Source organism: Phytoactinopolyspora mesophila, assembly GCF_010122465.1.
Classification (GTDB): Bacteria; Actinomycetota; Actinomycetes; order Jiangellales; family Jiangellaceae; genus Phytoactinopolyspora; species Phytoactinopolyspora mesophila.
On sequence record NZ_WLZY01000001.1, the window covers coordinates 354480 to 366335 of the forward strand.

Consider the following 11856-nt stretch of genomic DNA (forward strand, 5'->3'; position numbering starts at 1 on the left):
TGTCGATGAGCACAGCAATCGAGCTGCCGGCGCCCTCGTCGAGCCGCTGGCAGCCGCTACGGCTCGGCTTGATCGACCTGTTCTACTACGACGACGAGGTGTTCCCGTTCGTCGACGGCCGGCTGTTGCTGCGGGGCAACAACGGCACCGGCAAGTCGAAGGTCCTGGCACTCACTCTGCCGTTCCTGCTGGACGCGGACCTGTCCGCTCGACGGGTGGAACCTGACGCCGACCCGAACAAGCGGATGGAATGGAACCTGCTTCTCGGCGGGGCACACCCCAACCAGGAGCGGCTCGGCTACGCGTGGCTGGAGTTCGGCTGCGTCGGAGCGGACGGCAGCCCGCTGTTCTGCACCCTGGGCGCGGGGTTGAAGGCGGTCGCCGGGCGAGGCATGGTCAAGCACTGGTTCTTCGTCACCAGTCAACGCGTGGGGGACGACCTCGCCTTGCTCGACTCCACCCGCACGGCGCTGAGCCGGGAGCGGCTGAGCGAGGCGCTGGACACGCACGGGCGCATCTACGACGCCAAGCGCGACTATCGGCGCGCCGTCGACGAGAACCTGTTCGGCCTCGGCGAGCGCCGCTACGACGCCCTGGTCGACCTGCTCGTCCAGCTTCGTCAGCCGCAGCTGTCCAAGCGGCCCAGCGAGCGTGCGCTCTCCGATGCCCTCACCGAGTCACTCCCTCCCGTCCGGGCTGACCTCATCGATTACGTCGCCGAAGGCTTTCGTGGCCTGGATGAGGAGCGCGAGCAGCTTGAGCAACTGTCCGACACCGCGCGGTCGGCAGAAGCGTTCCTGGAGCATTACCGCCGGTACGCCCAGGTGATCAGTCGGCGCCGCGCGCAGGGCCCCCGGCAAGCACAGGCCACCTTCGAACATCTCGGCCGCGAGCTGCTCCGCGCTCAGGAAGCGTTACACGAGCAGGACGAAGCGGCGACCGCCGCCGGTCAGCAGGTTGCCACGCTGCGACAGCAGCTCTTGTCACTGGAAGCGGAATGGGAGGCACTGCTCGAAGGCGAGCACGCCGAGGCCGAGGCGCAGCTAAGTGCTGCCGAGCGGGAGAAGTCGGCCGCACAAGACCGGGCACGGGACACGGCCGAGGTCCTGGAGAGCGCAACGCGTGAGCTGGTCACGGCGGACGAGGTCGTGGAAGCGGTACGGGCGGATGCCGAGTCCGCTGCCGAACAGCGCGAGACGGCGGGCGCCCAGGCAACCGAGGCTGCCGGGACGGCCGGCGTCGCCACCGAGCACGCCGGGGCCGTCGCTGACGTCGACGTCGCCGTCGATGCCGCCAAACAGGCGACCCACGACGTGGTCCAGCGACGACGGCGCGCGATAACGCGGGTGCGCGATCTGATGACTGCCGCGGAGAAGTCCGACCAGGAGCTGGCCGCGGCGCAGCGCTGGCTGGATGAGATGGCCGCGTTGCTTGACCGCCGGCTGGCCCGGCAAAACGAAGCCGACGCGGCAGCCACCCGTGCCGGCGAAGAGTTGGTCGCCCAGGTCAGATCACATTTGCAAGCGCTGGTCGAGGTGCAGATCGGCGATGTCGTGCCGGTGCTCGACGCCCTGCAGGAGTGGGGCACCACGCTTGAAGGCGCGAACCCGGCTGCGGCTGCGCTGGCCGAGGCGGCACAACGAGTACGTGACGAGATCGCCGAGACGCGTGCCCGCGGGAGGGCGCGTGACGGCGAGCTCGAGGCGCACGCGGACGAGCTCGAGCAGGAGATCGCCGACCTGGAGCAGGGTCGATCCCAGCCGCCACCGGCCCGGCACACACGGAACGACGACATGCCCGGGGTCCCGCTGTGGCGCTCGATCGACTTCGCCGAGACGACCAGCCCGGGGGAGCGGGCGGGATTCGAAGCGGCCCTCGAGGCGGCTGGGTTGCTCGACGCGCACATCCTGCCTGGTGGCGAGGTGCGCTCACCCGCCGACGGTGAGCTCCTCCTCGAACCACGCCCGGTGGACGGAGCCTCAGACGACGCGTCGGCTCCCCAGCCGGTCACTTTGGCCGGCGTGCTGCGCCCGGAGCTCCCGCCCGACGCCGCCGGCGTGCGAGTGAGCGATGTCAACGCCGTGCTGCGCAGCGTCGGCGTACGTCCGGCCTCCGGCGGCTCACGCAGGGTGGCCGACGAGGCGCCAGCCTGGGTGTCGGCGGACGGGCGGTTCCAGCTCGGCGTCGTCACGGGGGCGTGGTCCAAAACGGAGGCGTCGTACATCGGTGAGGGGGCCCGCGAGGCCGCGCGGCAACGGCGGATGGCCGAGGCCCGGGCCGAGCTGGAGGCTGTCCGGATCGAGCGTGCCGAGGTGGCCCGGCTGCTGGACCAGCTCGAGGAGCGAGCACGCCGGGTGCAGCGGGAGGTCGACGAGCTGCCCAGCGACTCCGCGCTGCGGGACTCGTACGCCGATGTGAAGTCCGCACACGATGGCGTGGTCGAGGCAACCGGTCAACGCGATGGGGCCGTGGCGGCCGTCGACGAAGCACGAGCGAAGGCGCAGCGCGACGCCGCGGAACTCGCAGAGACAGCGGCCACGCTGGACCTGCCCACGACCCGTGCGGACCTCGAGGAGGTGAGCTCCGCCGTCAACACCTACGCGGCGGCCCTGGCCAGCTTGTGGCACGCGGTCGACGTGGCAGCGCGGGAGGCCCGGCGGCTGGCTGCGGCTGAGACCACCCGCCTCGAGACGGCGAAACGGCATGCCAGCGCCGGGCAACGCAAGCAGCGCAGCGACGACGAGCTGGCCGCGGCTGAGACGCGGTATCAGACGCTGGAGAGCACTGTCGGCGCCGACGTCCGTGAATTCCAGCAACGCAGGTTGACGGTGAAGCGGAACAAGCAAGAGACCGAAGCGCAGCTGGAGAGTGCGCGTGAGCACCTCACACAGGTGCGGGAGAAGTTGGCCACCATGCGAGAGCAGGAGCGCCAGCTCTCCGAACAGCAGCACGATGCCGACAACGATCGAAGCCAGGCCATAGCGGCGCTGCGCCGCACCACGAGCCGGGGCGTGCTCGGAGTTGCGTGTCCCACGTTGACGGTGCCTGACCCCGACGAGGAATGGAGCATCGCCCAGGCCGTCGCGCTCGCGCGGACCGTCGAGCAGGAGCTGTCCGAGATCGAGGCCGACGACGCAGCGTACGAGCGTGTGTATGCACGGCTGGGGCCGGAGGTCACCGCGTTGCAGACGGCGCTGAGCCGGCACGGGCACAGCGCGGTCGGCGATCCGAACGACGACGGCTACACCGTGTCGGTCTTGTTCGGTGGCCGCCAGGTGCCCGTGCCTGAGCTCGTCGTCATGCTCCGGGAGGACATTGAGGCGCGGGAACGCCTCCTCGGGGCTCGAGAGCGTGAGATCATCGAGAACCATTTGGTCACTGAGGTCGGTGCGAACCTTGCGGACCTGGTCGCCGAAGCCGAGGCCCAGGTTCGTGCCCTAAATGAGGAGCTTTCGGAGCGCCCGACATCTACCGGGATGAAGCTGCGTGTCGTCTGGCGGCTCCGCCGGGACGGCCCGGCCGGCTTGCCCGAGGCGCGCCGTCGTCTGTTGCAGCTCGCGGATGCGTGGAGTGCGGAGGACCGTCGCGAGATCGGCGGGTTCTTGCAGGCGCAGATCAACGACGAGCGCGACCACGACGAGACAGGCACCTGGCATGAACATCTGGAACGCGCCCTCGACTACCGCTCGTGGCACGAGTTCACCGTCGAGCGCTACCAGAACGGGGCATGGCGCTCTGCCTCCGGCCCCGCATCCGGCGGAGAGCGGGTCCTGGCTGCGAGCATTCCGCTGTTCGCGGCCGCGTCGTCGCACTACCGGACGGCAACCAAGCCACACGCTGCGCGGCTGGTCACGCTGGACGAGGCATTCGCCGGGGTCGACGACGACTCGCGTGCCAAGTCGCTCGGCCTGCTTCGTGCTTTCGACCTGGACGTGGTGATGACCAGCGAGCGCGAGTGGGGCTGTTACCCAGAGGTCCCGGGCCTGTCGATCGCACAGCTGTCCCGGGTTGAGGGCATCCCAGCGGTGCTGGTTACCTTGTGGGAGTGGGACGGCCTGACCCGTACGAGGGTAGAACGTGATAGCGATCCCGAACCTGCCGCCGGGAGTCTGTGGACGTGATCTCGAGATCAGACAGCAGGACACAGGCCACGGCGCTGTTTGGTCATGGTGCCGAGTACCCGGAAATACAGCCTGTGGGATGCGATGACGACCGGTGATCTCGAACGGCTGCGGCGACTACTCGGTGTGCCCGAGACGGAATGGATCGTTGACCGGGCGCGAACTCGTCTGGCCAAGGGTACGGCGCTGGATGGCAGCATCACGCTGTCGCGCGCATCCGATCCGCAGCGTGCCGCCGCCGGTCGGCTCCTCGGCCGCTCGGTGGGCCAGGGCCGCTCGGTGACTGTGTCTCTAGGTCAGCTGGACCAGGTCCTGCGTACATCGGGCGCCTGGCCGGAAGGGCTCGCGGCGGCCGTGGTTGCGTTGAAGGGCCCGGTCGATGATCCCGCTGAACGGCAGGCGCTGCGCGACGCTTGGCGCGCGGTGGACTACCGGCTGGTCGAGCTTGCCGCCGAGCGGCTCGAGCTGAAGGAGTGGGTTCAACGTGTGCGTTCTCGTGGCCATCTCAAACGCATCGCAGGCAACGCCGAGGACGCGTTGGCGCTGGTGGATGACCTCACGGCGGTAGTGCGGGCGCTGCCAACCGAGGGCGAGTCATTAGCCGGCTTCGCCGCCCGTGTCTTGCATCGGGCTCACGCGCTCGACGCCGGCACCGCGCTGGGAAACCTGGCCGCCGACGCGGCGGGCGTGATCGGTACCAGTGCGTGGGCGGGTGAGACTGGTGAGCCGGTGTTGTTCGAGTCGGAACTCTTCGGAATCGTCACCCACAGTCCGGTCGACAGCAGGTTGGAGTCGTCGGTTCCCGTGACGACTGCCGCTGCCGCAGCGGGAAAATCAGGCGTTCGACGCGGTACGGCAGCGTGGCGAAGATACGCGTGGGCATCGGTGGGCGTGCTCGTCGACGACTTGTCGTCGTCGGTGCTCACGCTTGGTCTGCCGGGTGGAACGTCCTCTCCCACGGCGTATGCGCTCGCGCAGCTGTCTGGGGCTGGCCAACCTGTCGTCCTGACTCTTCGTCAGGTGATGGCCGATGATCCCGGTGTCATCCCGTCTGTGGTCTATGTATGTGAGAATCCCGCTGTCGTGTCGGCCGCCGCCGACCAGCTGGGTTCGGCGTCGTCGCCGGTCGTGTGCGTCGGTGGACAGCCCGGCTCCGCGGCCGTTGCTCTCCTGAATCAATTGGGAGAATGCGGAGCCGCGTTGCGCTATCACGGTGACTTCGACTGGGGCGGGATCAGTATCGCTCGCACAATGACGTCGCAGGTGGGGTGGGAGCCGTGGCGATTTCGTGCTGCCGACTACATGAGCGCACTGGAAGGGATCGAGCGCACCGGTTGTCGCCTGGAGAAGCTGGCGGAGCCCCACGGAGGGGTACCTGGCACGCCGTGGGACCCTGAACTATCGACGACGATGGCCCACCATGGTCTTCGCATCGAGGAAGAATTCGTGCTCGACGACCTGCTCCGTGACCTGGCCGACTGACGCGAGAGGGTAGACACGTGAATTTTGCTGTGAGCCCCGCAACGCTGGAGCGGTTCAACGACGTCTCGGCCATGCTCGGGCCGAAGAATCCCAGCTCGTCGGTGTGCTGGTGCCTGAGTCACCGGCTCGACTCGAAGACCAATCGGGAACTCGTCGGACCTGCCCGCGGCGAATACGTCAGGGAGCTGTGCTCTCGTGAGATCGCACCCGGTGTCTTGGCCTACGAGGATGACGAGGTCGTCGGCTGGGCCGCGGTCGCACCTCGGTCAGAACTGCCTTTCGCCCGGTCGAGGAAGATCCCGCATGTTGATCAGCTGCCGGTCTGGTCGGTGTGGTGCATCCGGGTGCGCCCTGGCCACAGAGGCAAAGGCGTCTCTCATGCGCTTCTCCAGGGTGCTGTCGCGTTCGCGCGCTCGCATGGCGCACCTGCGATCGAGGGGTACCCGGTCGACAACGAAGGGAAGAAGGTCGACACCACGATGGCGTACGTGGGCACCCGCACGCTCTTCGAGCGAGCGGGTTTCATCAAGGCCGCTGACACAGACTCGGTCTCCGGCGGCTTCCCGCGTGTCCTCATGCGCTTGGACCTGCAATGAGGTGACTCCGACGGGAAGCGGATGGTGGCGAAAAGATCGGTTAGCGTTGCCGAATGGCCCCAGACCCATATGGCGACCGCGAACTGGTCGCGCTCTACGACATCGACAACCCCGGCGGAGCAGACCACGACTATTACCGGGCGCTGGCCGACGAGATCGGCGCCCGGTCCATTCTTGATCTGGGCTGCGGCACGGGTCTGCTGACTCGCTCGTTCGTCCGGCCGGACCGGACAGTAGTCGGGATCGACCCGAGTGCCACGATGCTGGACTGGGCGCGCCGACAGCCTGGGGCGGACGCGGTGAGGTGGATCCTGGGCACCGCTGCGGCCATCGAGCCTGACGCATCGGTGGATCTTGCGGTCTGCACCGGCAACGCGATCATGCATGTTTCTTCCGAGGAGCTTCCGGCAACGCTGCGCAACATTGCGACCGCACTGCGGCCTGGTGGAACGTTCAGCTTCGAGTCCCGCAACCCTGGCTTCCGGGAGTGGGAAACCTGGACACGTGCGGCCACCTATGGGGAGCGAGACACCGACCTCGGCCGGCTACGTGAGTGGCTCGACGTCACCGAGGTGGCCGACGGCCGGGTGGTGTTCGATGCCCACAACGTGCTGCCGGACGGAGAGGTGCGCATCTACACGTCGGTGCTGTACTTCCGCGGCGCCGACGAGTTCGCGGACGCGCTACGCGAAGCCGGGTTCGACGACGTCACCATCTCCGGCGGCTGGCGTGGTGAACCCGTCACCACTGACTCACCCGTCCTCGTGGTGCGTGCGTCCACCCGTTGATCTACCGACATTGCGGTCACCAGAACCACCAGGATGTAGGTACATTCTCGAGCTCCTGGCGCTCGCGTTGATCACTGGATGAGCGCGGCTCCACGTATCGCGACGTTGATACCGAGGATCAGCAGGAGCAGCGAGATCGTGCCGGCGCTGTGTTTCATCAGCCATGCCCTCATGCGCTCCAGTTTCGCGTTTACCCGGGTGCCAGCTGCTCGCCTGACTGTCAGGAGGACTGCGGCGGGAACCGCCATGACGACGACATATCCCGCCAGCACCGACACGCGCACTACGCCGGACACGTCGGCGGACGCGATGATGCCGATCGCGGCCAGGTAGGGCACCATCGTCGCGACTTCGAGCGCACCCGCCCCGAGCGCGAGGGCAATCGTTGAGCGGGCGCGTGGAGGGCGGGCGCTGATCCGTTCGGTCCATGGGCGTGTGTCGCCTTCACCGCGAGCCGCACGTATCCGTTCCCGGCGTTTCGGTTCGATGGCGAAGCTGACGACGATGAGCGAGATCCCGATGGCGAGGACGACGTAGCCGCCTTCGGTGGTCGTGGTGAGGAAGTTGAAGATGCGCTCCCCGGCGGCGTCGATGGCGTACCGGGCGCCGAGCATGAGAACGGCGCCGACGGCGAAATAGAACCCGGACAGCGCGGCTAGATACAGGATGACGTTCGACGCCGATCGGCGTGAATCGAGCATCAGCCACAGCGGCACGACGAGGGTGCCGATGCTGGTGCTGTCGATCAGTGCGATGACCGCAAGCGTGGCGATCGTGGTGATGTCCATGGAGATTCGCCCCTCGATTTCGGCGACCCGGCTCGCGGCCAAGTTAGCACGATCGTGCTAACTTGGCTGAGTGACGCGTGCGGAACGGCGACAGCAACGACGTGAAGAGATCGCCCGCGCGGCCTGGACAGTCCTCATGCGCGACGGTGTACGCGGAGCGTCGGTGCGCGCTGTGCTCGCCGAAGCGCAGATGACGTCGGGGGCGATGCGGTACTACTTTCGCAACCACGACGAACTACTCATCTTCGCTGCTCAACACGTGCTCGAACAATCCACGGAGAGAATCCGGCGACGCCTTGCCGATCAGGAACTGACCGGTAAAGAACGCGTTGGGGCAGTTCTCGCCGAGATATTGCCGCTGGATGCCAAGAGGGCCACGGAGATCACCGTGTTCGTTCGCCTCGCGGAGATCGACGACGAGGCCGGGCGCGGCGCGCAGCTCCGTCGCAGCGCCTACGAAGGATGCCGCTCACTGGCTGAATTCGCCGTCACCGAACTCGCCAGGACCGCCGGGGCAGATCTACCGGCAGAGCTCAAGGATCAGATCATCGAACGATTCCACCTGACCCTCGACGGGCTTGCCTACCAGTGTGTGCTCAACCCCGGCCTCCTGGCGTTCGAGGATGTCGCCGCTCGGCTCGCCGGACTGCTCGACCATCTGGAGGAAGAAACGAACCGAGGAGCATCTCAAGCGGGCGGATCCGTGGATGTACCGACATCGTGGTGGCCATGACCCCCGCGATGTCGGTATTTCCACGCCGGCCGGCGCCCGCGCGCACGGTTCGCGATGGTCGATGCAGACTAGAGTGAGGCTGAGCGCTGCTAGGAGACGGACGTGCATGAGACGCTGAGCGCAGCTCGAGAAGCCCATCGCCGACGTGACTGGCAGGCTGCCCGAGACAGCTTCACGGAGGCCGCCGCCGTCGAGCCGCTGTCGGCCGACGACGCCTTCGCGCTCGCCGACGCGGCCTGGTGGCTCGGCCTGGTCGATGAGTCGTTGGCGGCGGGGGAGCAGGCGTACCGCCGCTATCTCGACGGAGACCGGCCCGGGCGCGCCGCGATGGCAGCGATTCACATCGCCGTCGATCTGTTATTGCGCGGGGACGGCGTCCTCGGGTCCGGGTGGCTGCGCCGGGCTCAGCGGCTCTTGGAAGATCAGTCCGAAGCGCCAGAGCACGGCTACCTGATGTACCTGACCCAGGTCGAGGCGGGTATGGGCGGCCCGGCCTACGACGAGGTGGCGGCCGCGGCCGCCCGGGTCGGTGTGTTGGGTCGTGAGCATGGCGATCCGAACCTCGTCGCGTTGGGCATCCTCGGGGAAGGCCGGGCCCTGCTCAAACAAGGCCGGATGGCGGAAGGGTTCGCGCTGCTCGACGAGGCCATGGTGGCTGTGCTCACCGAAGACCTGAGTTCGGAGTGGGCGGGCAACATCTACTGTCACCTCATGGCGGCGTGCCACGAGCTGGGGGACGTGCGGCGGGCCGTGGCATGGACTCGAGCGACCAAGGAGTGGCTGCAGACGTTACCCGCCGCGGTGTTGTTCACTGGTATCTGCCGGGTGCACCGGTCGCAGGTGCTGCAGGCGACTGGAGGCTGGGAAGAGGCCGAAGCGGAAGCGGCGCGGGTCTGCGAGGATCTCGAGCACATCCATGTGGCCAGCGCAGCCGAGGCGCACTACCAGGTGGCGGAGCTTTGCCGGCTTCGGGGCTTCTTCGACGATGCCGAGGACGCCTACGAGCAGGCACGGGCACGTGGGCGCGACCCGCAGCCCGGCTTGGCGTTGCTGCACCTGGCCCGCGGGAGGCCGAAGCTGGCTGCCTCGGCCCTGGAAGCTTCGCTGGCCGGGACCGACGACCCGTTGAGACGATTGCCCCTTCGCGCCGCCCAGGTGGAGATCGCGTTGCAGGCCGGGGATTTCGAGCTCGCGGGGCAGGCATGCGACGAGGTCGCCGCCATCGCTGATCGGTTCGGCTGTGACGGGTTCGTCGCGACCTCGCAGACCAGCCGCGCCGCCTGCTTGCTCGCATCGGGGCAGGCGGAGCCGGCGCTGGCGCTGCTTCGCACCGCGTGTCGCACGTGGCGCGAGCTCGGGTTGCCCTACGACGCCGCTCGGGCAGGGGTCCTGCTGGCCCGCGCGTGTGCGGCGGCGGGGGACCGGGACGGTGCGGCGCGAGAGCTCGAGGCGGCCAGGAAACTGTTCGACCGGTTGGGTGCCGTCGGCGACGTCAAGATTGTCGACGGTCTGCGCGGACATACCCGCAGTGACGTCGGGCTGACAGCTCGAGAGATCGAGGTGCTGGCCGAGGTCGCGGCCGGCCGCACCAACCGCCAGATCGCCGACCGGTTCGTGATCAGCGAGCGGACGGTAGAGCGTCACCTGTCGAACATCTTCGTGAAGCTGGACTGCGGTTCGCGGACGGCGGCTGCCGCCTACGCCCATGAGCAGGGCTTGGTGCCTCGCGCCGAGTAACAGCGCCGCGCCGAGGCCCCGGACGGTGATAGCGCGACCGCGACGTGTGTGGGTGGTTCCACGTATATGGACGGTCGCGGTTGGGTGCTAAACCCGATGAGCCGCAAAGGTATCCCCTCGTAGCGTCGACGCATCGACAGCGAGGGGAGAAGCACATGACCATCGACCTGCACGAACGCCTCCGGGGCGACATCATCGAGAAGGACGACGAACGCTACGACGACGCTCGTAAGCTCTACAACGGGATGATCGACAAGCGCCCGCGCACCATAGTGCGGTGCACGAGCGTCGCCGACGTCATCAACGCGGTTTGTTACGCCCGCGACCTCCACATCCCGATTGCGATCCGAGGCGGCGGCCATAACGGCGCGGGGTTCGCCACCTGCGACGACGGGGTGGTCATCGACCTGTCACCGATGAAGGGTGTCCACGTCGATCCCCACGAACGCACCGTCCGGGCCGAGCCCGGCTGCACTCAGGGCGACGTCGATTACGTCACCCACGCCTTCGGGCTGGCTGTTCCCGCTGGCATCGTGTCCTCGACCGGCGTCGCGGGGCTGACGCTGGGTGGCGGGCACGGCTACCTCTCGCGACAGCATGGATTGACCATCGACAACCTGCTCGAGGCCGACGTCGTTCTCGCTGACGGACGGTTCGTGACCGCCAGCGAGAGTCAGCACCCCGACCTGTTCTGGGCGTTGCGTGGCGGAGGCGGGAATTTCGGTGTGGTGACCAGCTTCCGGTACCGGTTGCATCCCGTCACGTCCGTGTACGGCGGGCCGATCTTCTTTGACATCTCCGACGCTCGTGAGGTCATGCGCTGGTACCGGGAGTTCCTGCCCCAGGCGCCCAAGCGTTTCTCGCCGTTTCTCGGCCTGAAGAAGGTGCCGTCTGTGGAGGCGTTCCCCAAGGAGTTGTGGGGGCGTCAGATCTGTGCGCTCGTCTGCTGCTTCGACGGTTCCGCGGACGAGGCCGAGCAAGTGATGCGGCCACTTCGAGCAGAGTTGCCAGCTCCGCTGCTCGACGGGTGTACGACCATGCCGTACCCGCACCTGCAGCGCATGTTCGACCCCCTGCTGCCGCCGGGCTTGCAGTGGTACTGGAAAGGCGACGTCGTGCGTGAGCTTCCTGACGAGGCCATTGACGTTCACCTCGAACACGCGGCGCAGGCGCCGAGTGAGCTCTCCCTGATGCACCTCTACCCGATCGACGGCGCGGTGCACGACGTCAGCGTCGCGGATACCGCATGGCAGTTCCGGGATGCGACCTGGTCGATGGTGATCGCGGGGATCGATCCGGATCCGGCGCGGGCCGGGGCGCTGACGTCATGGGCGCGGAACTACTGGGAAGCCGTCCATCCATACACGGCGGGAGGCGCGTACGTGAATTTCATGATGGACGAGGGCCCGGACCGCATCCGCGCCACATACGGGGAGAACTATGCCCGCCTGGTCGAGGTCAAACGGGTCTATGACCCGGCGAACACGTTCCACCTCAACCAGAACATCCAGGTGTGACACATCGAGACGGCGGAGCCTGCGGGACCGCAGGCCCCACGTGTAGTAGGAGGTCTTGGAAATGAGCGCACCGACGACGACCAACACCCAGACG

General features: G+C 67.5%; 8 protein-coding genes. 7 read left to right on the forward strand and 1 reads right to left on the reverse strand.

Annotated features, from left to right (window positions below; all coding sequences use genetic code 11):
• The first annotated feature begins 5 nt into the window (after positions 1-5).
• Genes F7O44_RS01610 through F7O44_RS01625 form a run of 4 tightly spaced genes read left to right on the forward strand, consistent with a single transcriptional unit; the run spans position 6 to position 6987 of the window.
• Entirely contained in the window at positions 6-4121 is a 4116-nt protein-coding gene (locus F7O44_RS01610) for a TIGR02680 family protein (protein ID WP_162448439.1), read from the forward strand.
• Positions 4122-4166: 45 nt separating this feature from the next.
• Positions 4167-5603, forward strand: a complete 1437-nt coding sequence (locus F7O44_RS01615) for a TIGR02679 family protein (protein WP_222850949.1) — start codon at positions 4167-4169, stop codon at positions 5601-5603.
• Between the two features lie 17 nt (positions 5604-5620).
• Positions 5621-6199 carry a GNAT family N-acetyltransferase gene (locus F7O44_RS01620; RefSeq protein ID WP_162448440.1) on the forward strand — a complete coding sequence of 193 codons (579 nt, stop codon included), beginning with the start codon at positions 5621-5623 and terminating at the stop codon, positions 6197-6199.
• 53 nt (positions 6200-6252) lie between these two features.
• Positions 6253-6987: a class I SAM-dependent methyltransferase gene (locus tag F7O44_RS01625; protein WP_162448441.1), complete on the forward strand. Its 735-nt coding sequence runs from the start codon at positions 6253-6255 to the stop codon at positions 6985-6987.
• 71 nt (positions 6988-7058) lie between these two features.
• Here F7O44_RS01625 and F7O44_RS01630 read toward each other — a convergent pair whose 3' ends face one another.
• Positions 7059-7817, reverse strand: coding sequence for a GAP family protein (locus F7O44_RS01630; RefSeq protein WP_162448442.1), 759 nt, complete (start codon positions 7815-7817; stop codon positions 7059-7061).
• Between the two features lie 28 nt (positions 7818-7845).
• Here F7O44_RS01630 and F7O44_RS01635 point away from each other — a divergent pair, with 28 nt between their 5' ends.
• The 3 genes from F7O44_RS01635 (at position 7846) to F7O44_RS01645 (ending at position 11762) form a co-directional block, all read left to right on the forward strand.
• Positions 7846-8508, forward strand: a complete 663-nt coding sequence (locus F7O44_RS01635) for a TetR family transcriptional regulator C-terminal domain-containing protein (protein WP_162448443.1) — start codon at positions 7846-7848, stop codon at positions 8506-8508.
• 102 nt (positions 8509-8610) lie between these two features.
• Positions 8611-10245 (forward strand): LuxR C-terminal-related transcriptional regulator, encoded by a 1635-nt coding sequence (locus tag F7O44_RS31495; RefSeq protein ID WP_162448444.1) that lies wholly within the window; start codon positions 8611-8613, stop codon positions 10243-10245.
• Between the two features lie 155 nt (positions 10246-10400).
• On the forward strand, positions 10401-11762 hold the full coding sequence (locus F7O44_RS01645) for an FAD-binding oxidoreductase (RefSeq protein WP_162448445.1): 1362 nt from the start codon (positions 10401-10403) through the stop codon (positions 11760-11762).
• Positions 11763-11856: the final 94 nt, after the last annotated feature.

Coding starts and splice junctions, on each gene's coding strand:
- F7O44_RS01610 (WP_162448439.1), top strand. CDS start 6: ATGAGCACAGCAATCGAGCTGCCGGCGCCCTCGTCGAGCCGCTGGCAG.
- F7O44_RS01645 (WP_162448445.1), top strand. CDS start 10,401: ATGACCATCGACCTGCACGAACGCCTCCGGGGCGACATCATCGAGAAG.
- F7O44_RS01615 (WP_222850949.1), top strand. CDS start 4,167: ATGGTGCCGAGTACCCGGAAATACAGCCTGTGGGATGCGATGACGACC.
- F7O44_RS01625 (WP_162448441.1), top strand. CDS start 6,253: ATGGCCCCAGACCCATATGGCGACCGCGAACTGGTCGCGCTCTACGAC.